We start from the raw sequence: 26720 nt of genomic DNA, 5'->3' as shown, positions 1-26720 counted from the left end.
GCGTGCGCCAACGTCTGTCCTCATCGACAAGCCATTCTGCGGAGGTAACCCATGGCCGTGACCGTGTCCATCCCGACGATCCTGCGTACGCACACCGGCGGCGAGAAGGCCGTCGAGGCGGACGGCAAGACCGTCGCCCAGGTGATCGACGACATCGAGGCGCGCCACGGCGGCCTGAAGGATCGCCTGGTCAAGGACGAGAAGCTGCACCGGTTCGTCAACGTCTACGTCAACGACGAGGACGTCCGGTTCGTCGGCGGCCTCGACGCCGAGGTCACCGACGGCGACACCGTGACGATCCTGCCCGCTGTCGCCGGCGGTATGCGCTGATCATGGCCCGCTACGAGTCCTTGATCGACACACTGGGTGGCACCCCGCTCGTCGGTTTGCCGCGCCTGTCCCCGTCGGAGGACGTCCGACTGTGGGCGAAGCTCGAAGACCGCAACCCGACCGGGTCGATCAAGGACCGTCCGGCGCTCAAGATGATCGAGGCCGCCGAGAAGGACGGTTCGCTCCGCCCCGGTGCCACGATCCTCGAGCCGACGTCGGGCAACACCGGCATCTCGCTGGCCATGGCCGCCAAGCTCAAGGGCTACGGCCTGGTCTGCGTGATGCCGGAGAACACGTCCGCCGAGCGCAAGCAACTGCTGCAGGCCTACGGCGCACGCATCGTCTTTTCCGAGGCCGCGGGCGGGTCGAACGAGGCCGTCCGCAAGGCCAAGGAGCTCGCGAAGCTCAACTCGGACTGGGTGATGCTGTACCAGTACGGCAACCCGGCCAACCTCGTCGCCCACTACGAGGGCACCGGTCCGGAGCTGCTCGCGGACCTGCCGACGATCACGCATTTCGTCGGCGGGCTCGGCACCACGGGCACGCTCGTCGGTGTCGGGCGGTACATGCAGGACGCCAAGCCGGACGTGCAGATCGTCGCCGCCGAGCCGCGGTACGGCGAACTCGTCTACGGCCTGCGCAACCTCGACGACGGCTTCGTTCCCGAGCTGTACGACCCGGACGTGCTCAGCGGCCGTTACTCCGTCGGCGCCTACGACGCGCTGCGGCGCACGCGGCAGCTGCTCGAGCACGAGGGCATCTTCGCCGGCATCTCGACCGGTGCCGTGCTGCACGCGGCGCTGGGCATGGCCGAGAAGGCGATCGCGAAGGACCAGTCGGCCGACATCGCGTTCGTCGTGGCCGACGCGGGCTGGAAGTACCTGTCGACCGGTGCCTACGCCGGTTCGCTCGACGAGGCCGCCGAGCGCCTCGACGGCCAACTCTGGGCATAGCGACGGTCTCGCACGATCCTGCTTCGACACGACTGCGGTCCCGCCGGGTTTCCGGCGGGACCGCAGTCGTGTTCAGTCCTTGACCGCCGGGTTCCGCGGGTGGTCCACGCGCACGAGGACGTCCGCGGTGTCGGTGGGGGAGACCTCGCGCTCGTACCGTTCGTACGCCGGCAGCGCCCAGTGGTCGCCGGTCGGCAGCTTGCGGGTCAGCGCCGCGGGTGACAGCCACAGGTGGACCGTGAGGTCGAAGTCCAGTCCGCGGCCGAGCAGCAGTTCCCCGTCGACGAGCACGACCGTGCCGCCGGGCAGCGCCGTACGCGGCCGCCGGTAGGCCCGGTCCGCGTCGGCGTCCCACAGCGCCGGCAGCACCTCGCCCGTGCCGCCCGGCCGCAGCGGGTCGAGCACCTCGCGGCGCAGCGCTCCGACGTCGAGCCAGTCCTCGTATCGCGTGTCGGGGTCGTGGCGGCCGCGTTCGAACCGCAGCGAGGCGGGCCGCAGGAAGTCCCACGTCGACACGCGCAGTACCTCGCGCCCCGTGACTCGCAGCGGGTCGACGAGGGCGTCCGCGAGTCCGGCCGGGTCGGCGGCGCCCGCCGCGCCGTCGAACGCCACGACCGGGTGCCGGTCGGTGGGTGAGGCTCCGATCCGTTCGGCGAGTTCGGTCACGAGACGGTCGAACGAGACGGGCCGGAAACGCACGCCGGCGATCCTACGGACCGGCGGCGCCGGGAGGAGTCGTCACGTCCGCAGGTTCCGCGGCGGCGGCCACGTGGCACCGGGCTCACGGTCGGCGAGTAGGCCCCGCGGCAGCCGGCGGGCGCTCGTGCCGACACGGAACCCGCAAGGTGTTGCGAGGACCAGAACCCGCCCGACCCGGTCCCCGGAACCCGCAACACGGGCCCCGGAACCCGCAACACGGGCCCCGGAACCCGCAACACGGGCCCCGGAACCCGCAACACGGGCCCTGGAACCCGCAACACGGGCCCTGGAACCCGCAACACGGGCCCTGGAACCCGCAACACGGGCCCTGGAACCCGCAACACGGGCCCTGGAAGGCGCAACACGCGGTGCTGAGTGCAGGACACGCGAAGGTGCAGTGCGCGGCAGCGCATTGTCGAGGGACGGGCGACGGGCGGGCGGATTTCAGGGTCGTCACCGAGGCCGGGCCGGGGTTCCGAGACGTAATCTGGACCTGTGAGTATGCAGCCCGTTCCCACGCCCGGCGCCGGTGACGCACAGCAGGCGCGTCCGCTCGCCAAGCGGATCCTGCCGCCGAAACCGCTCGCCGCGGGCATCGTCGCGCTGGCGTTCATCGTCGTGCTGTACGTGATCGAGCTGATCGACGTCATCCTGCCTGCGCGGCTCGACGACGGCGGCATCGTCGCGCGGTCGCTCGGCGGGCTCGACGGCATCGCGTGGGCGCCGCTGCTGCACCACGGCTGGGCGCACTTGCTGGCCAACACCGTCCCGGTGCTGGTCTTCGCGTTCCTCGCGATGGCGGGCGGCATCGGCCAGTGGGTAATGGTGACGGCGACGATCTGGCTGGTCGGCGGCCTCGGCGTGTGGCTGACCGCGGCTCCCGGTGACATCACCGTCGGCGCGTCCGGCCTCGCGTTCGGCTGGCTGGCGTTCCTGCTGGTGCGGGGCGTGTTCAACCGGAGCCTCGCGCAGCTCGCCGTCGCGGCGGTGCTGCTGGCGATCTGGGGCGGCATGCTGTGGGGCGTGCTGCCCGGCCAGGCCGGAATCTCCTGGCAGGGACACCTGTTCGGTGCGCTCGGCGGTGTGCTGGCCGCCTGGCTGGCGGCGAAGGCCGACCGGGCGGCGAACCGGAAGACGGCGGGCGGCGCCGGTTCCGCCACGGGATAGGCCGCGGTACACCCGCTACGGGATAGCCTGCAGTACGTGAGCGCCCCGATCGGAATCTTCGACTCCGGCGTCGGCGGACTGACCGTCGCCCGCGCCGTCGCCGACCAGCTGCCCGCCGAGAGCCTGCGCTACGTCGGGGACACCGCGCACGCCCCGTACGGCCCGCTGCCCATCGCGCGCGCCCGTGAACTGGCGCTGCAGGCCCTCGACGGGCTCGTCGACGACGGGGTGAAGGCGCTGGTCATCGCCTGTAACACGGCCTCGTCGGCCTGTCTGCGGGACGCCCGCGAGCGCTACGACATCCCGGTCGTCGAGGTCGTACTGCCGGCGGTGCGCCGCGCCGTGGCCACGACCCGCAACGGCCGCGTCGGCATGATCGGCACGGAGGGCACCGTCCGCTCGCGCGCCTACGACGACGCGTTCGCCGCCGCCCACGACGCGCAGCTCACCAGCGTGGCCTGCCCGCGGTTCGTCGACTTCGTCGAACGCGGCATCACGTCGGGACGGCAGGTGCTCGGGCTGGCGCAGGGGTATCTCGAACCGCTCGCGCGCGACGGCGTCGACACGCTGATCCTCGGCTGCACGCACTACCCGCTGCTCACCGGCGTGCTGCAGCTGGCGATGGGCCCGGAGGTCACGCTCGTGTCCAGCGCCGAGGAAACCGCCAAGGACGTCGTGCGCCTGCTCACCGAGCACGACCTGCTGGCCGAGCCGGAACAGGAGCCGCGGCACGTCTTCCACGCCACCGGTGACCAGGAGCGGTTCGCCCGGCTCGCGGGCCGGTTCATGGGGTTCGGCCCGGCCCTGACGCTCGCCTGATCCACCGTCGGCGCCGCGGCAGTGATCGTCGGCGCCGTGGCAGTGATCACCGGCGCCGCGGTAGTGATCGTCATGCTCGGCGTGCTCGCCGCCACGTAGTGCGGGCATCGGCCGATCGGACTGTGGCAAGGTACGAGTCGTGCGACTCTCGATCCTCGGTTGCTCGGGCAGCATTCCCGGGCCGAACAGCGCGGCATCCGGCTACGTCGTCGAGGCCGACGGTTTCGTGCTCGGCCTCGAGCTGGGCAACGGAACGCTGGCGCAGCTGCAGGGCGTGCGGGATCCGTTCGACGTGGACGCCCTCGTGCTGTCGCACCTGCACCCCGATCACTGTGCCGACATGACCGCGCTGACCGTGCTGCGCCGGTACCACCCTGCGCCGCCGTACGACCCGGCGCGGCGCCGGCTGCCGGTGCACGCGCCCGAGGACGCTCCGGTGCGGCTGGCCAACGCGTTCGCCGCCGACGAGGTCGAGCGCAGCGATGCGGACCTGTCCGACGTCTACGACTTCCATGCGCTGTCGCAGGGCACGTGGCGGCTCGGCCCGTTCGACGTCGTGACCGTGCCGATGAACCATCCGACGCCCGCGTTCGGCGTCCGGCTGTCGCACGGTGGGCGCACGCTCGCCTACACCGGCGACACGGGGCCGTGCGACGAGCTCGACGAACTGGCGGGCGGAGCCGACGTGCTGCTGGCCGAAGCGTCGTGGACCGACAGCCCCGACCGCCCGCCCGGGGTGCATCTGTCCGGCACCCAGGCCGGCAGGCTGGCAGCGCGTGCCGGCGTCGGGAGGCTGCTGCTCACGCACATCGCGCCGTGGACCGACGCCGCGGAGGTGCTGGCCGAGGCGCGGGCGGTGTTCGGCGGCGACATCGATGTGGTGACCCAGGGCGACGTGTACGAGGTCTAGCGATCGCGCCGGGCCGCTCGGGTTGTAGGGTCGGGCGCCGTGGTGCGAAAAGACGGCAGGAACGACGACCAGCTTCGCGAGGTACGGATCACCCGGGGCTTCCAGCAGTGGCCCGCGGGATCGGTACTGATCGAGTTCGGCGACACGAAGGTGCTGTGCGCAGCGAGTGTGAGCGAGGGCGTGCCGCGCTGGCGGGCGGGATCCGGGCTCGGCTGGGTCACGGCCGAGTACGCGATGCTGCCGTCCGCGACGCACGAGCGGAGCAGCCGGGAGTCCGTGAAGGGCCGGATCGGCGGCCGTACCCACGAGATCAGCAGGCTCATCGGCCGGTCGCTGCGCTCGTGCATCGACCTGGCTGCGCTCGGTGAGAACACGATTCAGCTCGACTGCGACGTGATCCAGGCCGACGGCGGCACGCGCACGGCCGCGATCACCGGCGGCTACGTCGCCCTGGCCGACGCCATCACGTGGCTCGAGGCCGCAGGCAAGCTCGCCGACCCGAAACCGCTGTCGGCGACGGTGTCGGCGATCAGCGTCGGCGTGGTCGACGGGCGGGTGCGTCTCGACCTGCCCTACGAGGAGGACTCGCGCGCCGAGGTCGACACGAACGTTGTGGCCACGGACGCGGGAACGCTCATCGAGGTGCAGGGAACCGGTGAGGGTGCCACGTTCACGAGGTCCACATTGGACAAAATGCTGGACCTCGCGCAGGCGGGCTGTGCCGAACTCGCGCGCATGCAGTCCGAGGCGCTCGCCGAGCCGTACCCCGGCACGCTGCCCGAGCGGGCACGCACGGACAAGAAGTCGAAGGGCTCCAAGTGACCACGCGGATCCTGCTCGCCACCCGGAACCCGGGCAAGCTCGACGAGCTGCGGCGCATCGTGGTCAAGCGCGGACTGAGCGACGTCCGGGTGCTCGGACTGTCCGATGTGGAGGAGTTCGCGGAGGCTCCGGAGACCGGTGCGACGTTCGAGGAGAACGCGGTCGCCAAGGCGTACGACGCCGCGAAGGCGACCGGATTGCCTGCGATCGCCGACGATTCCGGACTGAGCATCGATGCGCTGGGCGGCATGCCCGGCGTGCTGTCGGCCCGCTGGGCAGGGCGGCACGGCGATGACGAGGCGAACCTGCGGCTCGTGCTCGGCCAGCTGCAGGACGTGCCGGACGAGCGCAGGGGCGGCGGATTCGTGTCCGCGGCCGCGTTCGTCGTACCGGATGGCAAGGAGATCGTCGTCCGCGGTGAATGGCGCGGCACGATCATCCGCGAGCCGCGCGGCAGCAACGGATTCGGCTACGACCCGATCTTCGTGCCCGAGGGCGAGACGCGGACCTCGGCCGAGCTCGACCCCGCCGCCAAGGACGCCGCGTCGCACCGGGGCAAGGCGCTGCGCTCGTTGCTGCCGCACCTGCAGGAGTACGCCGAAGCCGGCTGAGCCGCGTCCCGGCGCCCCGCGTGCTTCCGCGGGGCGCCGGGACGGCGAAAGACCCGCACCGGCGCCGACCCCGTGTTCCCGGGCTCCGGTCGTCGCGAGGGAATCAGCCGCCCAGCTCGAGTTCCTTGAGCAGCCGCGCGACGTGGCCCGTGGCGCGGACGTTGTACATCGCCTTCACGATCACGCCGTCCCCGTCGAGGACGAAGGTCGAGCGGATCACGCCCTGCACGATCCTGCCGTAGTTCTTCTTCTCCCCGAACGCGCCGTATGCGGTGAGCACGGTCTTGTCGGGGTCCGAAAGCAGCGGGAACGACAGCCCCTCGTTCCCGGCGAAGGTGGCGAGCTTGTCCGGCTTGTCCGGCGAGATGCCCAGCACCCGGTAGCCGGAGTCGCCGAGCAGGGCCAGGTTGTCGCGGAAGTCGCACGCCTGCGTGGTGCAGCCCGGCGTGCTCGCGCGCGGGTAGAAGTACACGACGACGTCGCTGCCACGGAAATCGGCGAGGGAGACGTCGTTTCCCTCGCTGTCGGGCAGGGTGAAGTCGGGGGCCGTGTCGCCGGGTTCCAGTCGCGTCTGCTCGGTCATGCCCGAAGCGTATCCGGCGCCGTCCTGCGGAGACCGGGGCGTCAGACCGTGCCGTGGTAGATCGCTCGGGACTCACGGGACATGTCCGGGCACACGGTGAGCTTGAGCATCTCGTGCCGGGGCGGGACGGCGAAGGCGTACGACAGTTCGACGCGCTCGCCTGCGGGCAGATCGCTGTCGGCCTCGACGATGCCGGTGTATCCCTGCGTGGGGTCGACGACCTGCGGGGCGCGTTCGCCGCCGGAGGCGGCGCGCACGGACAGCTGCGAGATCCGGTACGGCTTGTCCGTCTCGTTGTACACGGTGAGGGTGAATGCCGCGGCACGGTCCGCGTCCGGGAACGCCGAATCGCTGGGCGTGAACGTCTTCGGCTCGGACACGTTGACGACCAGTCCGGAGCCGAACCGGTGGTCCGCGCCGAACAGCACGGCCGGTTGTGCGGGCGTCTCGCGGGCGGGTGTGTCGGAGACCGGAGCCCGGCTGGTGGTGCCAGGGGGGACGGCCGCCCCGCCGGTGGGTGTGGCGGACTCGGCACCGCAGGCGGTGAGTGCCAGGAGCGCGCAGACGGCCAGCCCCGGCCTGCCCTTTCGCACCGCTGTCACTCCTGTTCCGCCCGCTGGGTGCACACCGCACCGCCGGCTCGTCGTCGATGCGGGGAATGCGCACGCGGCGTCTTCGGCCTGCGCGGTACCTCGCATCGGGCGCCGGGTGACGCCCCGGACCACTGTGCTTGCGCGAACGGAGTAGTGCCACCCGCACGGCGGTGTTGAGGCGTTCCTGGTTCTGGGATGTGTCCTGCTCGTGACCCGCGAATGTCCTGTGTCACACGATCCGGTACCGCCGAATGGTGCAGTACGGATCGGTGCCGGGTCGGCACCGGTGTCACCGCGCGGGGACGTGCTGACGTGGGGGACACGGCGACACGGGACGTGGGACACGGTGGCACGGGACGTGGGATACAGCGACGTGGTGACGCGGGAGCGGGTGCTCCGCCACGGGCAGGGAGACGAGCCTGTCAGAGCGCGAACGCGAACAGGAGGATGAACACGGCGAACGTCACCAGCCACGCGACGATCAGCCAGCCCCAGTCGCGCCACGGGTCGACGACGCGGTTGTCCTCGCCGGGTACGTACACGCCGCGCAGTTCGAACCAGTCGGCGAGACGTCCCGGCCAGCGCAGCGGGTTCTGCACGGGAAGGTCACCTCCGGCGTGGTCGGGGGCAGCGCGGTCGCGGGCAGCGCGGTCGCGGGTGGGGTTGTGACGGTACTGCATCCATCCGGACCCGTCCGGCCCTCCGGCACTCGTTCGTGCGGACACGCGATCGCGTTCGGCCGGCGGGCCGGGTGGGTGCGCAGGCCCCAGCAGGCCCGCGGGCCGCCGGTTCACGAGCCGCGGTGCCTGCGGGCGTGCAGAGCCCGGACCTGCCCGGCGAGCTCCGGGACGGGGCCGTCGAGCAGGGCATCCGGAACGATCTCGCCGATCGGCAGTGGGCGCACGCGCGGTGGCGGCGTGTCCAGCTCGGTGAGCCAGGAGGTCAGCTGCTGCGACGAGGACGCGTACACGATGCGTCCCAGGCCGACCCAGCCGTGCGCCGCGGCGCACATCGGGCAGTGCTCGCCGGACGTGTAGACCGTCGCCGCCGCGCGCTGCTCGGAGGTCAGGTGCTCGGCGGCCCAGCGTGCGATCGCGAACTCCGGATGCCGGGTGTGATCGCCGCCCGAGACATGGTTGTGGTCCTCGAACGCCCTCGTGCCGTCCGCCGTGACGAGCACGGAACCGAACGGATCGTCCCCCGAGTCGAGCGCCGCTTCTGCGAGCTCGACGCACCGCCGCAGATGCTTCAGGTCGGTTTCGTCCACCATGGCGGGCAGTTTCGCGCACTCGCCGTCCGCCCGCCAGGCCGGATCACGGTGTGGCGTGGTCGAGCTGGGCCGCGTCGGCGAGCGCATCGAGGCAGGCTCCGACGGCGGGTCGCGGTTGGGGTTCGGCCGTGACGGCGTACAGCGTGCGGCGCGGTGACGGGTCGTCGAGCCTCAGTGCGCGGATGTCGTGTCCGGAGGCCACGGCCAGCGACATCGCCGGCATGAGCGCGGTGGCCCCGAGCCGGGCGACGAGCGAGAACTGGGTGGCGTACCCGGTGACGTAGTGGCGCACGTCCGGTTCGACACCGCGTTCGCGCAGCGTGTGGCACAGCCATGCGTGCGCGCGGGAGCCCGCCGTCCACGACACCCAGCTGTCCCTGGCCACGTCGCGTGCGCCGATCACGTCCGCAGTGGCGCGCGGATCGTCGGCGGGCAGCATGACGCGCGCGGTGTCGTCGCGCAGCGCCCGCCACGTGGTGTGCGGTGGGCGGGTGAGCGGCATGTTGTCCCAGCTCTCGACGACCGCGATGTCGAGCTGGCCGTTGATGAGCATGGGCAGGCTCGCCTCCGGCTCGACCTCCACCACGGCGGGTTCGATGGCGGGATGGTCGGCCACGAGTGCGGTGAGCGCCTCGGTGACGAACACGTAGACGCCCGTCGGCACGGTGCCGACCCGCACCGGTCCGGTGATGCTGCCGGACAGCGCGTCGATCCGTGTGCGCGCTCGTGTCAGCTCGTCGAGGGCGGTCTCCGCGGATTCGGCGAGCACCTTTCCGGCCGGGGTGAGCTTGACCGTGCGGCCGTGCGGCACCAGCAGTCGGACGCCCGCGTCGCGTTCCAGTTTGGACAGTTGCTGCGAGACCGCGGACGGCGTCAGGTGCAGCGTCTCGGCCGCGGCGGCGAGCGAACCGTGCCGGTCGACCGCGTGCAGCGCCTGGAGGCGTTCGATGCGGAACACATAAACAACGATACGGGCTCGCGGTGCCGGGTGCGGGATGACGTGATCGGCTCATGACGATTCGTGATGGGTATTCGTCAGTTTTCATCGCTGGTGTTCGTGCCGGTGCGCAGGTCTGATGGATGTCGTGACCGACACCGCCACGCCCGCCGCCGTCCGACCGTCCACTCCCGACACGCCCGCCGCGCCCGGCACGGCAACGCCGCCGGGCTTGCTCGACCGCCTTGACGCGCGGCTCGTCGCCGTCGCCGGGGCGCTGACGATCGGCACGACGCCGCTGTTCGTCGCACTGGCCGGTGCCTCCAGTGCCACGGTGACGTTCTTCCGCTGCCTGCTGGCCGTGCCGCTGTTGCTGTTGCTGGGCCTGCGCGCGGGCGTCCGGTGGCGGTTCCATCGGCGGCACGTGCTCGCCGGACTGTTCCTCGGCCTGGACATGGTGCTGTGGTCGGAGTCGATCCAAGCGGTGGGCGCGGGAGTCGCGACCGTCATGGTCAACATCCAGGTCGTACTGGTTCCGCTGGCGTGCCTGGTGTTGTTCCGGGAGCGCGTGCGCACGGCGTTCTGGGCGACGGTGCCGCTGGCGCTCGGCGGGGTGGCGCTGGCCGCCGGCATCGGTGATGCGCACGCGTTCGGTGACGCGCCGGTCTACGGCGCCGTGACCGGCCTGCTCGCGGGCGTCGCCTACGCCGGCTACCTGCTGGTGCTGCGCCGCACCGACCAGCCCGGCTCGCAGGTCACGATGCTGACGACCGTCAACCTTGCCGGCGCCGCCGTGGCACTGGCCGCCGGGCTCGGGACGGGCACCCTCGACCTCGCCCCGTCGGTGTCGTCGTTCGGCTGGATCGCCGTGCTGGCCGTGACGGGGCAGATCCTCGGCTGGTTGCTGGTCGGGTCGGCGATCCGCAGACTGCCCGGCGCGCTCGGCGCCACGATCCTGCTGATCCAGCCGGTGGCAGCGATCGCGCTCGGTGTCGTGTTCCTGGGGGAGACGCCGTCGCTGCTGCAACTGCTCGGCTGCGGACTGGTCGTCGCGGCCGTCGCCGCCGTGGCGAGGACGACGTCCCCGCCGGTGACGCGCAGCCGCACGGCGTGCGCATCGCCGGCCGTGGACGGTCCAGTCAGACGAGTGCGGGATTGACGCGCGTGAACCCCTCCTGCCGCCGGTAGGGGCAGTGCGGAGGTCTCACGTCGCGCTGCCGGGGGTGGACTCGTCGGGGGTGAAGATGTCTTCGACGGGGCGCGCGAACGTGCGCGCGATACGGAACGCCAGTGGCAGGCTCGGGTCGAATCGGCCCTTCTCGATCGAGACCACCGTCTGCCGGGACACGCCCAGCAGGTCGGCGAGATGCGCCTGGGACCACTCCTGTTCGGCGCGCAGGGCGGCGACGACGTTGTCCATCACGCGGCCCGGCGCTTGAGGAGCTGATAACGCACGACCGTGTCGACGGCGGCGACGACGAGGACGCCGCTCAGCGCCGCCGCGGCACCGACCTCGATGCCACTGATCGACAGCAGGAACAGGGCGATTCCGCACATGATGACGAGGTCGTGGAACGCGCTGCTGGTCGCCTCGGTGAGCCACCGGCTCTCGGCGTTGTCGTCCCGGTGGGAGTCCGGGCGGACCGTGTACCGGGCGACGAACACGAGCCAGGTCAACGACAGCAACGGGCCTGCGGTCGTGGCCGCGAAGACGGCGAAGGTCGGCCACCAGTCGTCGGATCGGAGCGTGGCGGCGAGAAGGCCGACCGCGGCCGCGAGCGCGAGTCCCGTCACGACCATCAGCACGTAGGCCCGTGCGGGCGCTTTCGGCCGGGTGGTGTCAAGTGAGCTTTCCATGCCTGGAAGTAAAGCGTGCTTGACATTGATGTGTCAAGGAAACTTGACCATTACGGATGGTCGCGCCGGGGTGCCCGGTCCGGGGCCGGTCACCGAGTGTGAGTGTCAGGCTCCGAACAGTGCGCGCGGTGCGCCGTGCCGGTCCGACCACGGCAGCCACGCGATGTCGGTCGGGCCGATGGCGCATTCGGTCACGCGCCACCCCCGCGGGTCGTTGTCGGTGATCGCGGGATCGGCCTTGTCCAGCAGCGCCATGTAGACATCGGACATCACACCGTCGGCACGGCGCGTCTCGAAGACCGTGTCGGTGTAGTTCGGCGGTCCACCGTCGGCGCCGCGCATCGTCCCCTGCAGGAACACCCACGAGCCGATGCGGGTGAGACGTTCCACCGCCACGTCGAGCCGGTCGCCGACGGCGTTGCGAAGCGGTGCGGTGGCGGCCTGGAGTACCGCTTCCCTGGCCGGATCGCCGGGGTTCAGCGAGTGCGGTGCGGGTTGCGCGGGCGGGGTGTGCATCGAGCTACCTCCCAGATAGCAGGGCAGCGGTTCGGCCGATGATCACGACCGCGTCCCGGCGCCGACGTCGGAATCTGCGGGGCGGCCGGCCCGGCCCGGTGATGGTACAGCGTCGGGTGAGTGCGGCAGGGGACGTCGACCTGCCGGGTGGCGGTGCCGTTCGCCGATCAGGTCGGAGGGGTGAGCACCTCGACCAGGCCGCTGCCGCCGCCCATGCTGATCTGCTGCGAACCGTCGGGATTGATGTTGTTCGAGCCGATGAACTGACCGTCGCCCGCATACAGCACGACGTGTCCGCCACCGTTGGAGACCACCACGTCGCCGGGTTTCGCCTCGGAGAGCGGTACCGACTCCCAGCCGTCCGCCTTGAGGTTGGCCGAGAGCTGGTCGACCGAGGCGCTGGCCTGATTCTGATCGATCAGGCCTGCCGCCTCGAGGGTGCCGGAAACGAAGTTCGCGCAGTTGACGTCGTTGGGTACCCACGACTCCATCGCGGGCAGCTCACCGCTGTTCTTGAGGTCGCCCGCGTTGCGGCCGAGGAACTGTTCGGCGATCTTGGCCGGGTTGTCACCCCGGGCATCGATCGGCTTGGCAGGCCTCCCGTCGCCCTGGACCGCGGCGACGGCGCCACCGCCGCCGGAGTCCCCACCACCGCCTGCGGCACCGCCGCCGACAGCGGGCGCCTGGCCACCACTGGTGTCGATGGGGCCGGGGCTCGCGCTGGCCGTCGTGGTGTCGCTGTTGCCGGCCGGTAGCCGGGACGCAAAGCCGGCATCGATGGCGATGCCCAGGGGTTCGAGGAGCTCGTCGATCTGCTTCTCGGCGTGGTCGAGTATCTCCTCGATCTCGGCCTTCTTGCCGTTGGCGCTCTTCTCGTTGAGCTGCCGCAGCCGTTCGATCTCGGACGCTGCGGCCTGGATCTCGTTCTCGTCGTCGGCGCTGTTCTTCCGCTGCCGAGCGGCACCGATCAGCTTGCGGTTCGCCGCGTCGTTCTCGGTGGCCTCACCGGCGAGTTGTGCGACCTGCTTCTTGGTGCTCTCCAGAATCGAGGACACGCCCTGTAAGACGCTCTTGGCCTTCGCGGCCTTGTCGCTGACCTGGTAGCTGGCCCTGCTCAGCTCGTTGAGATGGTCGGCGGCCGCGTCGGCGTCCCTGCCCTCCCAGTTGCGTTCCAGGTCGTCGCGGAAGTTTTTGAGATTGTCTCCGAGTTCGCTGGAGCTGGTCGCGGCTCCGCTGACCTTCTGGGCCTGGTCGTTGAGCGCCGACGCGTCGAGCTTCTGGGCCTGCTGGGAGTGCTTGTCGATGTCGTCCATCGACTTCGGACGGTCGTACGACGGGTCGTCGAGCGTCTCCGACTGCTGTCCTGCGGTGGTCATCGGCAACTCCCCTGGTTCCGGTCCTCGATCCGATCAAGCCCGCTCGGGGTCGACGCCCCCGAAAGTGTGCACGCCCGCGTCCTCGTCGCCCTGCATGCGCTCGGCAGCGTCGGCCAGCGCCCGGGACGCGGCGTCGACGAGGTTCGCGGCGGCTTTCAATTCGGAGTTCATACCGCTGTAGAAGTGCCGCATCGTCTCACCGGCGCTGGCCGCGTTGCTCAGCGAGCCGTACGCGCTGCCGGGGTCGCCGTCGCCCAGGTCCGTGCCCGTCTTGGTGAAACTGTCCTTGAGCTGACCGACCTTCGTGGCCAGTTCGGCGATCTGCTCCGGATCGAATTGGCGGCTCATGCGTGATCCCTCCCCATGATGACGTCCGCGCCGTGCCGACGCCTGTGTTCCGCCGCGCGGGCCGACGGGTTCGTACCCATAGGCGCACGGTCTCCGCAACGAGACGGCGTTGATGGTACCGACGCATTCCGGCGAGCACCGGTTCCATGGGGAAATCCCCCGAGCTGCGACCCGGTCGGGTTCAGCGGCACCGGCGGTGGTCGGGGAGGGCGGTGGTCGAGGGGAGGGTGGGCTCGAACAGCCGTGACCCCGACGACCGCCGGGTTCATCTGGTGGAGCCGACCGAGCACCGGTCGCGCGGGTAGCCACGCTTCCGAGGTCGGAGCGTGGCTGTGTGGCGCGCGGTCAGTGGCGGGGCGAGCGCGGTATGCGCCGGCGTAGCTGCCGGATGCGCAGGGACCCGGCAATCGCGGTGAGCAGCACCCCGGCGACGGTGGAGAGCAGCATGGCCACGGCGAGCGAGACGCTGCCGCTGACGGTGAAGTAGGAGATCTCCACGGCTTGCGTGTTCTGCAGGATGAAGATCAGCAGGAGCACGAGCACGGCGGCGAAGACGATGACACCGATCCACAGCGCGCTGGTGCGTGTCCGGCGCCGCGGGTCGGGTGCGGCCGGGGCCGCCGGTGGCTCGGTGGCGGCGCTCGGGCCGACCGGTGGAGCCGAGTTCGTGGGCGGAGGGTCCGGCGAAGGGGTGGACTGTACGGGCCCGGTGGCCGGCGTATCGGTCATGATCGGCCCCCTCTCGGTGATGGGCCTGCCTTCATCGTACGCCGTTCGGCCTGGTCATGCGGGTTCGTCATGCCTAATTCGAGTGACTACGTCCCCATCCGAGTGGCCCGTGTCGCGGGCCGGGTCGGCAGCTGCACTTACCGACGTTGGTCACAGCTGCGTCTCCGTCCACGGCACGCAGGTCGGCCGCCGGCCGGTGGTGACGAACTCGCGGACCGCGTCGAACACCGTGTCGGTCGGCACCTCGGCGCGGGGTGGCTGCACGAAGTGGTGGCCGTCCCAAGTGAAGTAGTCGACCTCGCCACCGTTCGACCCGTTCGCCGGCACAAACTCGGTGCCGTCATCGGCCTCCCACGTCAGGCACCCCACGGCGCCGTTCACGCCAGCGACCAGACCGGCAGCCGACTCGGCGCCGGGTAGCAGATTCCACACCACCCCGCCCGCACGGTCCGGGGTCAGCTCGTCGTTCAGTCGGCGCATCATGAGCACGAGCGCGTCGGGGTCGTCGATGGTGCTCACGTCGTAGACCGGCTGTTCCTCGATGGCTGTGGTCATGCCGTCCCCTCGAACGTTTCGCTGTACGGTTCGCCGTGCTCGGTGGTGCCGTGCACTGTCAGTGTCTACCCACGTGGAAGGTACCGCGGTAGCAGCTCGCGGCATCCCGGTCGCAGCGCGTCGCGCGCGCGGCACGGCTCGTTGTTGATCACGAGCTCGGTGTGGCGCTGCCTGGTGGTCAGCATGTACTCGGCGACCTTGAGTTCGACGTGTGCCTGCATGAATCGCGCCGACTGCGGCCGCAGGCCGAGGTCGCGCAGCCGCTGCTGCACTGCGCCCGACCAGGTGTCGTCCACGCCGGAGGTGAACTGGCCGGGCACGCCGTCGATGAGACCGACCGTGCGCTGCTGTGTGCGTGGCACCACTCGCGACGGCAGCATGTCGGCCGCCCACGCCGCGGCGTGCGGGTACCGCGAACCGTCCGGCGCCGACACCCCAGCCGGTGCCGGTGGTGGTGCCGGATCGCCGGCCGGGGCGCTGGGCGCGACGGGCGCCGGTTGCTGCCGCGACGCGGGCGCAGTGGTCGCGCCGAGCCGGTCCAGATAGCCGCGCAGCAGCGGCTCGATCTGGGCAAGGCGGCCGTGCTGCTGGTCGACCTGCTCGACGGCCTCCGTGGCCACGCCGGGCACCTGCGCGGCGTCCGCGTCGTGGGCCCCCTCGAGGGCCTGGGCGTACATGTCGCGCACCTCGACGGTGGCCTGCGACGCGTGGGCGAGTGCTGACCGTGCGGCGGCGAGCTGGTCGAGGACACGGCCGATGGTCTCGGCCAGCCGATCGAGCGACATGTCACCACCCCCAGCGTGTGCGGCGCGCAGCCTGGCACATCACCCCGACAGTCCTGGTGCGCCTGCCCGGCCGGGAGTGCGGGGTGTCACCGGCTGGGCAGGCGAGATCAGTGCGCGTCGATCACGACCCGCTCCGGTGCCTGGCCGCCCTCGAGCTCGGCGGCCCGCCGGTACAACTCGGCCGACATGCTACCGAGCAGCTCGGCCAGATCGCGCACCCCGTCGACAGGCAGCTCACCGTCGGCCTGCGCCGACATCAACGCAACGACGGCGCGGCCGAGACTGGTGTTGACCTGCCCGAGCCGGGCGAGCAGCTCGCGGTCGCGGGCGATCACTCGTCGTCCTCGTCGCCGTCGGCCGTGGTGGCCCCGGTGGTGGGCTCGGGCGGGTCGTCGGTAACGACGACCTGGCCCCAGTTCGGCCGGGACACGCCGCGCATCAGGTGTCGCTGGAACATGACCCGGACGTTATGAGCGGCGACGCCGTGGGTAGCGGGTAGGACGTCATGTCCCACTACACGGGTGGACTACCCCGATACGCCGAGTCGCTGTGCGAGGCCGCGCAGTCGGGACTGCCGGTCCCGTTCGAGCAGGTCGCCGACGATGCGCCGCGGCAGTGTCTGGTGCCGGATCCAGTCCGGCCCCATCGTCTCCGCGGCGAGCAATGAGTCGAGTGCTTTCTGCCGGTGGCCGAGGCGGGCGTGCGCCATCGCCTGATCGGCCAGATGCCGACAGCGGGAAGCGAGCGGCAGCGCGGCACCGTTACGTGGCATCTCCCGCGCCGCGTCGAGTGCGGCAGTGTAGTCCTCGGTGACCACGCCGACGTCGACGGTCTGCATCACGACCTGCGATGGGCCGAAATAGGTCTCGTAGTCGTGCCGGTCGGTGCCCATGCGGGCGGCGACGTCACGCGCCTGGCCGACCAGGTGCCGAGCCTCGCCGGTACGGAGGTCTCGACCGGACGCGGTCGCCGCGGTGATGATCAGCGACCCGTACGCCGACAGGTGCGACAGCGACGCGTCGCCGCGCGGCTCGAGCCCCTCCGCGGTGCGCGCCGCGACACGGTGCGACTCGTCGTAGCGGCCCTGCACGAGCAGCTGCCACGAGATCGACCCACGTACGGTCGCGGCGAGCAGCTCGTCGCCGCCCTGCTCGGCGTGCTCGTGGGCGAGCCGGATGGCCTGCCACGCCGGGTCGGTCTGGCCGAGGTGCACCAGCGTGCAGCCGGTGACCCAGTAGGCACGGGCGAGTAGCTCGGCCGCCTCGACACGCTCGTCGGGTCCGGCGGCGTGCAGCGTGGCGCGCAGCTGGGGCAGTGCGGTCGGCAGCAGCCCGGACAGCTCGTCGTAGCGGCCGTCCCAGTAGGTGCCCCAGGCGTAGTCGACGGTGCGGCGCGCCTCGGCGAGGGTGGCCGCCTGGCCGTCGTCGGCGGGGGTGTCGAGCAGGTCGTCGACCGGGGACAGTGCGCGGCGGATCGCGACCACGCCGGTGTTCGGGTCGCCGGAGGGAACAGCCATGCGCGTGCCGAGCAGCTCCGGCACCGACACGTCCAACGCACGCGCCAGCCTGGTCAGGGTGCCGCTGGACGCGGTAAGCCGGGCGCCCTGCTCGAGCTTGCGCACGATGTCGATGGACACGCCCGCCGTGTCCGCGAGCTGCCGCTGGGTGAGGGCCTTGCCGCGTAGCTGCCGGATGCGCTCGCCGATGGACTGCATCGCATACCTCTCACGGCTGCGGAGTGATCACCTGCGGAATGCCCCCGGTGGCCAAACCGGGGGCCGTGCCCTCCGCAGATGAGGTACGCGCTCAGAGTAGCCCGGCGAGCCGGGACAGTAGCAAGGATCAATCGAGTGCGGCTGTGCGACCAGCGCGTATGCGCTGAGCCACGAGCCGAATACGCCACCACGGCGATCGCCCCCACTCCGAGCGGGGAACACTTCCGCCCTGCCCAGACGTCCAGGAGGACGAGGAACGGAAAGGCGGACAGTAGTTGCCGCACGCGGTCGTGCTTGGCGTCGGCATGGCCGATCGTCAGCAGCCACACGAGCGTGGTGTATGCCCATGCCGTCAGCGGTCGCCGTGCTATCCGATAGATTGAAACGGTCACAACACTCCCGATGCGGGATACTAGGCGATATTTCCCCAGCGAATGTAATGCCAGTCGATTGCACTGATGAGTGGGACAATTATCTAGAGGGATACTTCGACGAGGTGTGGCCCAACGAGCTTGTGTGGTCAGCGATTCGCAGCTCTGGAGAGGGTGTTCCACTGAGCGGCACGAGCGACCTCAACGTGCATTGCGGAATGGAAAACCGGGGCGATGATCCATATCGCGCATCCGGATTACTCAGGAACAGTGCCCCCGATACATGCCAGCCAAGTAGATGCAGCACATGACTGCTTCACGCGGATCGTGTTCGACGGCGTTCACGTCGACCGAGGTCGTGGACGCTGGCAACTACGTTACGGCGGCGCAAGCGTGATCTATAATGCCAACAACGGGGGCGCATATACGATGTGGTCCAACGGGAATAGTCAGTCCGACAACTGGCGAGAGTGCGCCTACGGCTGGACAGTTGCGGCCGAGATGCCCCGGTGCAACCATACGGACCATGAGTCGCCGGTCACGGTACTTCAGGCCTACCTGCCTGGTCCCAATCGGGCTGCATCTCGTCGTTATCGACGAGATGCAGCCCGTCGCCATCATGCTGAACCGCTCGGGACGCTTTGTACAGATGGTCACTTGGGAGTGGGCCGCTGGTCCGACTGCCGCGCTGTGGCCGCCGCGAACCGTGGCTTACTGCGAGAACAGCGTATGGGTGGACGACCGGGCTGGCGCGGACGTTATCCGAATCGACAGTGTGGATGACACGGAGTTCACGGTCACACGCACCGAAAGTATTCCTGAAGACTCGGAGATCGTGCGCGTTCGCAGATCGATCTGGAGATCACGACTACTGAGGTCGGACGAATACGGCTCGTGGGATCTCTCTTCGTCCTTGAAGGACAATGGGACCGCCTGGGATTCAACTATCGCTCGCCATGTTGGCGAGTCGGCAACGAAAGAGTTCGAGGTGCCCGCCGGATTCGGCGCCTTTCAGGATGCCGTCGTTCTGAATAGAAATCTCTTCGCAACTATGCGGCGGGCGGCCAAACGTCCGTGGAGTTCTCGCCCGCCCGCAGAGGTGTTGCGAGTGGAGACCAACGGGGATGTCTCCACTGTGGTAGGTGCCCAGGAATTCGACATCACGTCTCACTGTCGCGGGGAATCTCCCTTTGCGCCATCGCCGCGCGATGTTGCCGTGAACGGCGTTGTCGGAGTTCTCCAATCTGGCGACCTTGATTCCCCGGCTGTGTCGAACCCTTCCGTGCGGGTAAGCGACTGGGAAGCGGACCCCGTCCTGGACATCCGTTTCGAGCATGAGGCTCGCCCTGGGTTGCAGCTCGTTCGCCGTGAATACCTGCTCCACGAATTCGGATTTGCTCAAGACTCGGGTGACTTCGGGGTGTTTCTTTCCGAGGACATACTGACTGAATTCTTTCCGCCGTCAATCTTGGCCGACGGTGATGTCTTGTACATTTGATCGCGCCCGAGCTGGAGGTCGGGCAGCGCATCCCGGACCTGCTCGTCGCGCTCCACACCCACGCCCGCGAGGCGGACGGGCTCCGCTCGTTGGTTACCGCCACCCACACGACGTCACTACTGGTGAAGGGGCTCGGGGCGCCGGACCTGGCGTGGATCGCGGCCGACCGCGGTCGCGCCGCGGCCGAGCGGCTCGGTGAGGCGCACTGGATCGCGCTCGCCGAGTTCGCCCGCACGCAAGCGTTGTCCGGGCTCGGCGCCCACAAGCGGGCGGGCACGCTCGCCCGCCGTGGCCTCGAGATAGTGCCGGACGACGCGCACGACGTCCGCGGCGCGTTGACCCTCACCGCCGGGTTCACCGAGTCGGTGACCGGTGGCGCGCCGGAGGCTGCGCTCGATGAGGCTGCCGGCATCGCCGAGCACGTCGAGCATGGGAACCGGCACCACCTGCTGTTCTCCCCGGCGAACGTGGTGCTGTGGCGCATGACCGCCGCCCTCGAGGAAGGCGACCACGCAACCGCCGCAGCCCTGGCCGAGACGATCGACCCGGCCGAGCTGGAGATCGACTCGCGGCGCACCACCTACCTGATCGAGTACGCGCGGGCCCGGTACGGGCTGCGTAAGCCGGACGAGCAGGTGATCGACCTCCTCACCCGCGCCGAACGGCTCGGGCCGGTGCGCACGCGGGGCAACATGTTCGTCCGCGAGATCATCTCGACCATGATCGGCCGGGCCCGCCGCGAGGCCGTCGCCCGCGAAGCACGTGGCATCGCCTCCCGCATGGGGCTGCTCAAGACGGTGTGAGACGCGACCGCGCACAGGGGACGGCCAGTCACTTCAGCGGTGGGCCCGGTGGGACTCGAACCCACACTGGCTAGGACCTAAACCTAGTGCCTCTGCCTATTGGGCTACGGGCCCGACGGGGGACAAGCCTAGCGGTGACGGTTCGGGCCGCGTTCGGCGTGGCCTGTGCGCCTTCCGGGGGCGTTGTGCTCTACCGTGACACCCTGCGCGCAATGCATGCATTCAGCGAGGAGGACACGTGGCTCGCAACCCGGACGCCATCGAACGCGAGATCGAGCGGTCTCGGACTGCCCTGGCCGGCACGATCGACCAGCTCGCGGTGAAGGCCAACCCGCAGCGGCTTGCCGACAACGCCAAGACGAGCGTCCAGGCCAAGCTCGAGGAGCCCAAGGTGAAGTTCCCGCTGATCGGCGCCGGTGCGCTGGTCGCGGCGCTGCTGGTACGCAAGCTGGTCCGCTGACACAGACCACGCCGACGCCCGCGCGTCGTCTCGCGTGGTCGTCGGCGTGGTGCTTCTCGAGCGGAGGGTGAGCTCGCGCGCTGTCAGCTGGCGGCGGCCGTGTTGGTGGCCGCGGCGTAGGGCTTGTCGCCCGACTCGTCGTCGCCGGCGGTGGTCTCCGCCGCGTCCGGGCTCTTGGTGAGCTCCTTGCGCGGAACCCCGCTGCCCGGTGCGGTCTGTGCGGCTGCACCGTCGTCCTCGTTCGTCGAGTCCACCGACTCGGACGCCGCCTGCGCCGCGTCTTCGGTGTCCGAGTCGGCGGACGTGTCGTCGGTCGCGATCTCGGCGTCGGCTTCCGCTGTGTCGGATTCGGTGGAATCGTCCTCGGCTCCGGAAGCTTCGACGTCGGCGGTCTCGACGTCAGCAGTGCCGGCCTCGGCGACGTCGGCCTCGGCGACGTCGGCAGTGCCGGCCTCGGCGGTCGAGACGTCGGTGGCTGCGGTGTCGGCGGCGCCGGTCCCGGCAGCCGCATCCGCCTCGCCGACGTCCTCGGCTCCGGCGGTGTCGCCGGATTCGTCCTGTTCCGCGGTCTCGGCACGCGAGAGCCGCGCCGTCATGTACGCCGACGTGAACTCGAGCGCACTGCCGTCGAGCAAGTGCACCACGGTCGGGTCCTCGTCGTCCCCGGTCTTGGGTGCGATCTTCTCGATGAGCTGGTCCGCGCGATCGCGCGCGGCGATGATGCCCGGAGCCCGGTCGGCGAACTCCTGGCCGTCGCCGGTCACCGTGACCGTGTAGTCCCCCTCTTCACGCACGTACACCGCAGTGATCGGCTGCGTCACTGTCCTCACCCCTCTCCCAACGGCAGGTCTCACTGTGCAGGACGCCCCCGCCGTCGTCCTATGACGCCAATTCGTTGACCACACGATCGAGTGGCAACCTTGCGCCAGTCTGAATTGTGTTACGAACAGGTGCCTCCGGCAACACGAGTTGGTGTCGGGAATTACGCAGGGTGAGAACGGTCTCAGTGTCGGCGCCGCGACGGTTACGGGGCGCCACCATTCGATCGGCGCCAGTGAATTTCCATCAACGGCCGGCGATTTGCGCGAGTCCGCCCCACAGCAGGTTGACGGCGTATTCGGCCACGATCTCCGGTGTGAGGTCCTCACGCTCCTCCGACCAGATCGCCAGCCGTTCACATCCGCCGACGACGAATTCCGCAGCCGCCTGCAGCAGCCCCGACTCTTCAGCGATCCGTGCCGTCTCGGGGTCTGTGAAATCACCCATGAGGGTTGCGATCAGGTCCGTCTGTTGCTGTCGCGTGGTCTCGAGTTCTTCTGCGGGCTTGCCGACCAGGTTCGCTTCGTGGCGTATCAGTGACCACGACTGCCTGTGGTCGCGGATGAAGCTGAAGAACGCGAGCAACCCCTGCCGTAGCGCCTCCTCGCCGGTGGAGGACGCCGCGACGGCCTGTTCGGTGACGCGTCGCAGTTCGGCGCGCGCTTCGCGGATGCACGCGAGGAGCAGGCCCTCTTTCGACTTGAAGTACTCGTAGAGCATCGGCTTCGACACGCCGACGTGCTCGGCGATCTCGTCCATCGATGCCGCGGTGTAGCCGTGTTTGGAGAACACGACTACGGCGACCTGGATCATCTGTTGCTCACGCTGCGCACGAGGCATGCGTTTGCGGGGGGTGGCCTGTCCCGACCCCGTCTTGTCCGCGGTGGTGTCGGGGGCTTTCGCCGTAGAACTCACGACCCTAGGCTACCGGAAGTAACCTACTTCGAGTAAGGTGGACTCGCGGTAACAGGGACCGGAGACGAACTAGAGCGGCTGGAGGCACGTATGGGCAACCGCATCGAGGCGGGCGTCATCATCGTCGGGACCGGGTTCTCCGGCATGGGTATGGCGATCAAGCTCCGTCAGGAGGAACGCGACGACTTCGTGGTCCTCGAGAAGGCCGACGAGGTGGGCGGCACCTGGCGCGACAACACCTATCCCGGCTGTGCCTGCGACATCCAGTCGCACATGTACTCGTACTCGTTCGAGCAGAACCCCGACTGGTCCCGGGCCTTCTCCGGGCAGCCGGAGATCCACGAATACCTGCGCTCGATCGCCAGGAAATACGACCTCTACCGTTCGATCCACTTCGGCCAGGAGTTGACCGGTGCCCGGTGGGACGAGGAGACCAACCGCTGGCACGTGACCACCGCGCGCGGTGACGAGTTCGTCGGCAGGTATCTGGTCGCCGGTGTCGGTGCGCTGCACATCCCGCAGATCCCCGAACTGCGCGGCGCGGAAAAGTTCCAGGGGCCCGCGTTCCACTCCGCGCAGTGGGACCACGACGTCGACCTGCGCGGCAAGAAGGTCGCGGTCGTCGGCACCGGCGCCAGTGCGGTGCAGTTCGTCCCGCAGATCGCGAAGGAGGTCGACCGGCTGACCCTGTTCCAGCGCACACCGCCGTGGATCATGCCGAAGCCCGACCGCAAGATGCCGGGCTGGGTCCGCAAGCTCTTCGCGCGGGTGCCGGGGGCCCAGCGGCTCTACCGCAGCGCCATCTACTGGATGCTCGAGATGCGGGCGGTCGGATTCAACGGCGACCCGCGGATCATGAAGTTCGCCCAGAAGGTGGCCGAGCGGCACATCAACAAGCAGGTGCGTGACCCCGAGCTGCGCGCCAAGGTCACGCCCGACTACGTGATGGGCTGCAAGCGCGTGCTCATCTCCAACGACTACTACCCGGCGCTGGAACGCGACAACGTCGACGTGGTCACCGACGGGGTTTCCGAGGTGACCGACAGCAGTGTCATCGACTCGGCCGGTGTGGAACACGAGGCCGACGTGATCATTTACGGCACCGGCTTTCACGTCACCGACGCGTACGACGACCTGGGCGTCGTCGGAGTCGGGGGACAGGACCTCGGCAAGCTCTGGGCGACCGAGGGGATGCAGACCCACAAGGGCATCACCGTTGCAGGCTTCCCGAACCTGTTCTTCCTGCTCGGCCCGAACACCGGTCTGGGGCACAACTCGGTCGTGTTCATGATCGAGCAGCAGATCCGGTACGTCGCGGAGGCGATCGACTACGTCGACGAGAAACAGGCCGAGGCCATCGAGGTCCGCCCCGAGGTGCAGGACAAGTTCAACACCGACATCCAGCGCAAACTCGAAGGCGGAATCTGGAGCCGCGGCGGCTGCACCAGCTGGTACCTCGACGCCCAGGGCGTCAACCGGACGGTCTGGCCGGGCTTCACCTGGCGGTACTGGATGCAGACCCGCAAGCTCGAGCCGAGCGACTACACCCTGACGAAGTGACGGCCCCGACGACGTGACGGCCCCGACGAAGTGACGGCCCCGACGACGCGCAGGGCCTGACGAGCTGACCGGCCCCGCCGAACGTGGCTCCCCGCCGAGGGAGTCACGTTCGACGGGGCCGGTCGTCGCGCGTGCCGAGGTGTGCCCGGGCGCGGGGCGCCTCAGTCGTGCCGGCCGTGGTCCGGTGGTTCGCCGATCGACGTTCCCGAACTCGACGACAGCTCGGCGAGTTTCGTCAGCAGCTGCGCCGTCGGCATGCGGCACAGTTCGGCCATGTGCTCCAGTGCCGAGCGGTCGAGCTGGATCTCCGGCGAGTTCGACTGCTTCAGCCGGTCCTCGGCCCAGCGCCGCAGCGGCGACAGGCCGGGGCTGTTATCGGCGACGACGCCTGCCAGGTTCACCCGGATCTGCTCGGGGTCGTCGCCGAACACGCGCCGGTGTACCCGCGCGAGCAGGTCCTGCGGCGGTTCCCCCAGTGCCAGGCACAGCTCCACCAGGCGCACCACCGAACAGTGCCGGGTTCCCAGTTCGTAGGTCGCGAGCGTCTGCAGGGAGATGTCGCTCTGCAGTCGTTCGTTCAGTTCTTTCCTCGTCCAACCGCGTTGCTTCCTCAGCTTGCGCAGTTCTTCCCCCAGGACGCGCTGGAAGGCGTCCGCGTCGATCAGCACTCCTCGTCCCCTGCCCGCATCATGTGCCGGTCCGGCCGGCTCTGCGTCCTTCACCCGAATGAAAGTCCGATGGGGCATGGTGCTGACGCCGTTGTGCGAAGAAGTTTCGCTCGACGAGCTCAAACTACTCCATGTGGGTTACCTGATTGACCCGGACGGGCTCACCCTGCATGGAAAGATGTCACCTGTGCCGTCAGGTGCGCGTTCGGCGGGATGTCAGTTGACGCAGGTGACGCCGTCGGCGCTGATCGGCTCGTCGCCGGACGGTTCCGGCTGTTGCCGTGGTGCCGGTTGTTGCTGCGGGGCCTGCGCGCGCACGCCGTCCGATGCGCCACCCGGTGCCGCGCCACCGCCGGACTCGGCAGGGGCCTCGTAGTCCGGCCCGAGCAGCACCTGCACCTGGCCCGGCGCCACCGAGGCGTTCGTCTCCACCGACACGTCGCCGAGCGCCTCGGCGACCTTCTCGCCCGTCGCCCGTTCGCCCTCGGCCGCCTGCACGACCGTCGTGGTGCGCGGATCGGTGTTGCCGACCTCGCCCTGCCCGAAGCCTGCGGTGGTCAGGGTCTCCGACACGTTGCCTGCCAGGCCGGTGATGCCGGTGCCGTTGAGTACGTCGACGGTGATCTCCGACGGTGCGGGTGCCGGTTTCGACGACTCCTCCGGCTGTTGCCCGCCCGCCAGGTCGCGGATGTACGACTGCACCTGCGCCGGGTCGACCTGGACGGCCAGGCCGTCGGACGGGGTGTCGTACTCGGGGTCGACGACCGGGATCGTGGTGAACTCGATGTTGCCGGCGGACAGGCCCTGAAGTTGCTGGGCGAACCCGAGCAGATCCCAGCCCTTGTTGACGACGACCGATTTCTGGACGGAATCGATGAGGCTGTTCAGCTTCGCCGGGTCGGCGAGCGTGCCCGCGGACACGACCTTCCTGGCCAGTCCCGCCATGAACACCTGCTGCCGGACGACGCGGTCGAGGTCGCCGCGCAGCAGGCCGTGTCGCTGCCGGACGAACGCCAGCGCCTGGTGCCCGGAGATCGTCTGCCTGCCGGCGTCGAACTTCGCACCCGAGTAGGGGTCGTCGACCGCCTGGTTGAGACACACTTCGACGCCGCCGATGGACTTGGTGATGTCGTGGAAGCCCAGCAGGTTGATCGAGGCGTAGTTGTCGATCGAGGCTCCGGTGACGCCTTCGACGGTTTCGATGAGCTTCTTGGCGCCCGCCTGGTTGCTGCGGACCTCGAGGTCGGACTCGTCGGTGACGCCTTCGGCCTCCAACCGCTGCCGCGCGTCCACCTTCGCTCGCGCGTATGCGGAGTTGATCTTGTGCCGGCCGTAGCCGGGGACGTCGACGTACGAGTCCCGCGGCAGCGAGATCGCCGTCGCCTTGCTGCCGTCGTTCGGGATCCGGACGAAGATGAGCGTGTCGGTGTTCAGTTCGCCGTCGGCGACACCGGCGTCGAGTTTGGCCAGCATCTTCTCCGGCAACGGGTTGCCCTGCGCGTCGGTGCGGCTGTCCATGCCGACCAGCAGGATGTCGCGGGCACCGTCGGCGGGTTTCGCCCCGTCGTCGATGACGTCGGCCATCGTCAGGCCGCTGACGAGGCCCTGCATGGCAGCCCATGCGTAGCCGGTGAGCGACATGACCAGCAGCGACACGATCGTCAGCGCGACCTTGGGTGCGACGAGCGACCTGCGTCGTTTCGGTGGCGGGGCGGGCCGGCCGCTGCGCGGGCCGTCGGCCCGCCCCGGAGGCGGCGTGCGGGTGCCCGTGCCTGCCGACGGCTCCGGAGGGGGCTCCCGGTCCGGAGGGGGAGTGCGACGTGGAGGACCGCCGCCGGGACCGCCGTCGCGGTTCCCGGACTGCGGCGGTGGGGGTGGACCGGGCCTGCGCGGGGGCTCCGGTCGGCGATCGTCGCCCTGTGGCGGCCGTTCCCGTGGCGGCTGTCCCTGCGGTGGCCGTCCCTGCGGTGGCCGAGGCGGGTTTCCCGGTCCTTGCGGTCCGCGAGGGCCCGATTGGCCGGGGCCGGGCTGGCCGGACGTTCCCTGCGGACC

The 26720-nt window shown here is 69.8% G+C and carries 33 protein-coding genes and 1 tRNA gene; 12 read left to right on the top strand and 22 right to left on the bottom strand.

Annotated features, from left to right (window positions below; translation table 11 throughout):
• Positions 1–51: 51 nt before the first annotated feature.
• Together LY41_RS04000 and LY41_RS03995 are read left to right on the top strand one after the other, a co-directional pair.
• Positions 52–330 (top strand): MoaD/ThiS family protein, encoded by a 279-nt coding sequence (locus tag LY41_RS04000; protein ID WP_253862436.1) that lies wholly within the window; start codon positions 52–54, stop codon positions 328–330.
• A gap of 2 nt (positions 331–332) precedes the next feature.
• Positions 333–1283: a PLP-dependent cysteine synthase family protein gene (locus LY41_RS03995; protein ID WP_253862435.1), complete on the top strand. Its 951-nt coding sequence runs from the start codon at positions 333–335 to the stop codon at positions 1281–1283.
• Positions 1284–1355: 72 nt separating this feature from the next.
• Here the strand turns inward: LY41_RS03995 and LY41_RS03990 are convergent, their stop codons facing one another.
• The gene (locus LY41_RS03990) at positions 1356–1982 is read right to left on the bottom strand and encodes a nucleoside/nucleotide kinase family protein (RefSeq protein ID WP_253862434.1); all 627 of its coding nucleotides are present in this window, start codon (positions 1980–1982) and stop codon (positions 1356–1358) included.
• Between the two features lie 501 nt (positions 1983–2483).
• Between LY41_RS03990 and LY41_RS03985 the strand changes: the two genes are divergently transcribed.
• From LY41_RS03985 to rdgB, 5 genes are all read left to right on the top strand, one after another.
• Positions 2484–3149, top strand: a complete 666-nt coding sequence (locus tag LY41_RS03985; protein WP_253862885.1) for a rhomboid family intramembrane serine protease — start codon at positions 2484–2486, stop codon at positions 3147–3149.
• Positions 3150–3185: 36 nt separating this feature from the next.
• On the top strand, positions 3186–3968 hold the full coding sequence (gene murI, locus LY41_RS03980; RefSeq protein ID WP_372493075.1) for a glutamate racemase: 783 nt from the start codon (positions 3186–3188) through the stop codon (positions 3966–3968).
• Between the two features lie 139 nt (positions 3969–4107).
• Positions 4108–4878: an MBL fold metallo-hydrolase gene (locus LY41_RS03975; RefSeq protein WP_253862433.1), complete on the top strand. Its 771-nt coding sequence runs from the start codon at positions 4108–4110 to the stop codon at positions 4876–4878.
• Between the two features lie 39 nt (positions 4879–4917).
• Positions 4918–5700, top strand: a complete 783-nt coding sequence (gene rph / locus LY41_RS03970) for a ribonuclease PH (RefSeq protein ID WP_253862432.1) — start codon at positions 4918–4920, stop codon at positions 5698–5700.
• Entirely contained in the window at positions 5697–6311 is a 615-nt protein-coding gene (gene rdgB / locus LY41_RS03965) for an RdgB/HAM1 family non-canonical purine NTP pyrophosphatase (protein ID WP_253862431.1), read from the top strand. Before rph ends, rdgB begins: the two co-directional genes overlap by 4 nt.
• 103 nt (positions 6312–6414) lie before the next feature.
• On the opposite strand, the gene bcp is transcribed toward rdgB, so the two are convergent.
• The 5 genes from bcp to LY41_RS03940 form a co-directional block, all read right to left on the bottom strand.
• Positions 6415–6894, bottom strand: coding sequence for a thioredoxin-dependent thiol peroxidase (gene bcp / locus LY41_RS03960; RefSeq protein WP_253862430.1), 480 nt, complete (start codon positions 6892–6894; stop codon positions 6415–6417).
• A 41-nt stretch (positions 6895–6935) separates the two neighbouring features.
• Positions 6936–7496, bottom strand: coding sequence for a hypothetical protein (locus LY41_RS03955; RefSeq protein WP_253862429.1), 561 nt, complete (start codon positions 7494–7496; stop codon positions 6936–6938).
• Positions 7497–7909: 413 nt separating this feature from the next.
• Positions 7910–8086 carry a hypothetical protein gene (locus tag LY41_RS03950; protein WP_253862428.1) on the bottom strand — a complete coding sequence of 59 codons (177 nt, stop codon included), beginning with the start codon at positions 8084–8086 and terminating at the stop codon, positions 7910–7912.
• A 191-nt stretch (positions 8087–8277) separates the two neighbouring features.
• Complete coding sequence (locus LY41_RS03945) at positions 8278–8757, bottom strand: nucleoside deaminase (protein WP_253862427.1); 480 nt, start codon at positions 8755–8757, stop codon at positions 8278–8280.
• Positions 8758–8800: 43 nt separating this feature from the next.
• Entirely contained in the window at positions 8801–9715 is a 915-nt protein-coding gene (locus LY41_RS03940) for a LysR family transcriptional regulator (RefSeq protein ID WP_253862426.1), read from the bottom strand.
• Positions 9716–9842: 127 nt separating this feature from the next.
• Between LY41_RS03940 and LY41_RS03935 the strand changes: the two genes are divergently transcribed.
• Positions 9843–10853 (top strand): DMT family transporter, encoded by a 1011-nt coding sequence (locus LY41_RS03935; RefSeq protein ID WP_253862425.1) that lies wholly within the window; start codon positions 9843–9845, stop codon positions 10851–10853.
• Positions 10854–10898: 45 nt separating this feature from the next.
• On the opposite strand, the gene LY41_RS03930 is transcribed toward LY41_RS03935, so the two are convergent.
• From LY41_RS03930 to LY41_RS03885, 11 genes are all read right to left on the bottom strand, one after another.
• On the bottom strand, positions 10899–11114 hold the full coding sequence (locus tag LY41_RS03930; RefSeq protein WP_253862424.1) for a helix-turn-helix transcriptional regulator: 216 nt from the start codon (positions 11112–11114) through the stop codon (positions 10899–10901).
• Positions 11114–11551, bottom strand: a complete 438-nt coding sequence (locus LY41_RS03925; protein WP_253862423.1) for a hypothetical protein — start codon at positions 11549–11551, stop codon at positions 11114–11116. The genes LY41_RS03930 and LY41_RS03925 overlap by 1 nt, the downstream gene beginning before the upstream one ends.
• 105 nt (positions 11552–11656) lie before the next feature.
• Positions 11657–12067, bottom strand: coding sequence for a hypothetical protein (locus tag LY41_RS03920; RefSeq protein ID WP_253862422.1), 411 nt, complete (start codon positions 12065–12067; stop codon positions 11657–11659).
• 167 nt (positions 12068–12234) lie between these two features.
• Positions 12235–13443: a peptidoglycan-binding protein gene (locus LY41_RS03915; RefSeq protein WP_253862421.1), complete on the bottom strand. Its 1209-nt coding sequence runs from the start codon at positions 13441–13443 to the stop codon at positions 12235–12237.
• Between the two features lie 33 nt (positions 13444–13476).
• Entirely contained in the window at positions 13477–13791 is a 315-nt protein-coding gene (locus LY41_RS03910; protein ID WP_253862420.1) for a hypothetical protein, read from the bottom strand.
• A gap of 345 nt (positions 13792–14136) precedes the next feature.
• Positions 14137–14520 (bottom strand): lipopolysaccharide assembly protein LapA domain-containing protein, encoded by a 384-nt coding sequence (locus LY41_RS03905; protein WP_253862419.1) that lies wholly within the window; start codon positions 14518–14520, stop codon positions 14137–14139.
• A 150-nt stretch (positions 14521–14670) separates the two neighbouring features.
• Positions 14671–15075 carry an Imm1 family immunity protein gene (locus LY41_RS03900; protein ID WP_253862418.1) on the bottom strand — a complete coding sequence of 135 codons (405 nt, stop codon included), beginning with the start codon at positions 15073–15075 and terminating at the stop codon, positions 14671–14673.
• Positions 15076–15140: 65 nt separating this feature from the next.
• Complete coding sequence (locus LY41_RS03895; RefSeq protein ID WP_253862417.1) at positions 15141–15860, bottom strand: DddA-like double-stranded DNA deaminase toxin; 720 nt, start codon at positions 15858–15860, stop codon at positions 15141–15143.
• A gap of 107 nt (positions 15861–15967) precedes the next feature.
• Positions 15968–16195 (bottom strand): hypothetical protein, encoded by a 228-nt coding sequence (locus LY41_RS03890; protein WP_253862416.1) that lies wholly within the window; start codon positions 16193–16195, stop codon positions 15968–15970.
• Positions 16192–16317: a hypothetical protein gene (locus tag LY41_RS23520; protein ID WP_301296481.1), complete on the bottom strand. Its 126-nt coding sequence runs from the start codon at positions 16315–16317 to the stop codon at positions 16192–16194. Before LY41_RS23520 ends, LY41_RS03890 begins: the two co-directional genes overlap by 4 nt.
• A 69-nt stretch (positions 16318–16386) precedes the next feature.
• Positions 16387–17574, bottom strand: coding sequence for a helix-turn-helix domain-containing protein (locus tag LY41_RS03885; RefSeq protein ID WP_253862415.1), 1188 nt, complete (start codon positions 17572–17574; stop codon positions 16387–16389).
• 897 nt (positions 17575–18471) lie between these two features.
• Here LY41_RS03885 and LY41_RS03880 point away from each other — a divergent pair.
• Both LY41_RS03880 and LY41_RS03875 read left to right on the top strand, forming a co-directional pair.
• Positions 18472–19443 (top strand): hypothetical protein, encoded by a 972-nt coding sequence (locus LY41_RS03880; protein WP_253862414.1) that lies wholly within the window; start codon positions 18472–18474, stop codon positions 19441–19443.
• Positions 19440–20246 (top strand): hypothetical protein, encoded by an 807-nt coding sequence (locus tag LY41_RS03875; protein WP_253862413.1) that lies wholly within the window; start codon positions 19440–19442, stop codon positions 20244–20246. The genes LY41_RS03880 and LY41_RS03875 overlap by 4 nt, the downstream gene beginning before the upstream one ends.
• A 40-nt stretch (positions 20247–20286) precedes the next feature.
• Here the strand turns inward: LY41_RS03875 and LY41_RS03870 are convergent.
• Positions 20287–20360: transfer RNA gene (locus tag LY41_RS03870), tRNA-Leu, on the bottom strand.
• Between the two features lie 124 nt (positions 20361–20484).
• Here LY41_RS03870 and LY41_RS03865 point away from each other — a divergent pair.
• Complete coding sequence (locus tag LY41_RS03865; protein WP_253862412.1) at positions 20485–20706, top strand: DUF3618 domain-containing protein; 222 nt, start codon at positions 20485–20487, stop codon at positions 20704–20706.
• A gap of 83 nt (positions 20707–20789) precedes the next feature.
• Here the strand turns inward: LY41_RS03865 and LY41_RS23515 are convergent, their stop codons facing one another.
• Positions 20790–21527 carry a hypothetical protein gene (locus LY41_RS23515; protein WP_301296480.1) on the bottom strand — a complete coding sequence of 246 codons (738 nt, stop codon included), beginning with the start codon at positions 21525–21527 and terminating at the stop codon, positions 20790–20792.
• 244 nt (positions 21528–21771) lie between these two features.
• A complete protein-coding gene (locus LY41_RS03855; RefSeq protein ID WP_372493074.1) occupies positions 21772–22440 on the bottom strand; it encodes a TetR/AcrR family transcriptional regulator in 669 nt (222 codons plus the stop codon).
• Between the two features lie 90 nt (positions 22441–22530).
• Between LY41_RS03855 and LY41_RS03850 the strand changes: the two genes are divergently transcribed.
• Positions 22531–24000 carry a flavin-containing monooxygenase gene (locus tag LY41_RS03850; RefSeq protein ID WP_253862411.1) on the top strand — a complete coding sequence of 490 codons (1470 nt, stop codon included), beginning with the start codon at positions 22531–22533 and terminating at the stop codon, positions 23998–24000.
• Between the two features lie 161 nt (positions 24001–24161).
• Here LY41_RS03850 and LY41_RS03845 read toward each other — a convergent pair whose 3' ends face one another.
• Positions 24162–24668 (bottom strand): helix-turn-helix transcriptional regulator, encoded by a 507-nt coding sequence (locus LY41_RS03845; RefSeq protein ID WP_253862882.1) that lies wholly within the window; start codon positions 24666–24668, stop codon positions 24162–24164.
• A gap of 216 nt (positions 24669–24884) precedes the next feature.
• The gene (locus tag LY41_RS03840; protein ID WP_253862410.1) at positions 24885–26324 is read right to left on the bottom strand and encodes an LCP family protein; all 1440 of its coding nucleotides are present in this window, start codon (positions 26322–26324) and stop codon (positions 24885–24887) included.
• Between the last annotated feature and the right edge of the window lie 396 nt (positions 26325–26720).

The sequence above is a fragment of the Prauserella halophila genome (assembly GCF_024171895.1).
Classification (GTDB): Bacteria; Actinomycetota; Actinomycetes; order Mycobacteriales; family Pseudonocardiaceae; genus Prauserella; species Prauserella halophila.
The sequence above is the reverse complement of the archived record's forward strand: the minus strand, read 5'-3'. Positions and strand labels throughout refer to the sequence as shown.

Bases quoted from the DNA above. Each gene is read 5' to 3' on its own strand.
- LY41_RS03905 (WP_253862419.1), bottom strand. From the start codon at position 14,520: ATGACCGATACGCCGGCCACCGGGCCCGTACAGTCCACCCCTTCGCCG.
- LY41_RS04000 (WP_253862436.1), top strand. From the start codon at position 52: ATGGCCGTGACCGTGTCCATCCCGACGATCCTGCGTACGCACACCGGC.
- LY41_RS03985 (WP_253862885.1), top strand. From the start codon at position 2,484: ATGCAGCCCGTTCCCACGCCCGGCGCCGGTGACGCACAGCAGGCGCGT.
- LY41_RS03930 (WP_253862424.1), bottom strand. From the start codon at position 11,114: ATGGACAACGTCGTCGCCGCCCTGCGCGCCGAACAGGAGTGGTCCCAG.
- LY41_RS03945 (WP_253862427.1), bottom strand. From the start codon at position 8,757: ATGGTGGACGAAACCGACCTGAAGCATCTGCGGCGGTGCGTCGAGCTC.
- LY41_RS03900 (WP_253862418.1), bottom strand. From the start codon at position 15,075: ATGACCACAGCCATCGAGGAACAGCCGGTCTACGACGTGAGCACCATC.
- LY41_RS23520 (WP_301296481.1), bottom strand. From the start codon at position 16,317: ATGTTCCAGCGACACCTGATGCGCGGCGTGTCCCGGCCGAACTGGGGC.
- LY41_RS03920 (WP_253862422.1), bottom strand. From the start codon at position 12,067: ATGCACACCCCGCCCGCGCAACCCGCACCGCACTCGCTGAACCCCGGC.
- LY41_RS03915 (WP_253862421.1), bottom strand. From the start codon at position 13,443: ATGACCACCGCAGGACAGCAGTCGGAGACGCTCGACGACCCGTCGTAC.
- LY41_RS03850 (WP_253862411.1), top strand. From the start codon at position 22,531: ATGGGCAACCGCATCGAGGCGGGCGTCATCATCGTCGGGACCGGGTTC.
- LY41_RS03895 (WP_253862417.1), bottom strand. From the start codon at position 15,860: ATGTCGCTCGATCGGCTGGCCGAGACCATCGGCCGTGTCCTCGACCAG.
- LY41_RS03995 (WP_253862435.1), top strand. From the start codon at position 333: ATGGCCCGCTACGAGTCCTTGATCGACACACTGGGTGGCACCCCGCTC.
- LY41_RS03885 (WP_253862415.1), bottom strand. From the start codon at position 17,574: ATGCAGTCCATCGGCGAGCGCATCCGGCAGCTACGCGGCAAGGCCCTC.
- LY41_RS03910 (WP_253862420.1), bottom strand. From the start codon at position 13,791: ATGAGCCGCCAATTCGATCCGGAGCAGATCGCCGAACTGGCCACGAAG.
- LY41_RS03880 (WP_253862414.1), top strand. From the start codon at position 18,472: ATGAGTCGCCGGTCACGGTACTTCAGGCCTACCTGCCTGGTCCCAATC.
- bcp (WP_253862430.1), bottom strand. From the start codon at position 6,894: ATGACCGAGCAGACGCGACTGGAACCCGGCGACACGGCCCCCGACTTC.
- LY41_RS03925 (WP_253862423.1), bottom strand. From the start codon at position 11,551: ATGGAAAGCTCACTTGACACCACCCGGCCGAAAGCGCCCGCACGGGCC.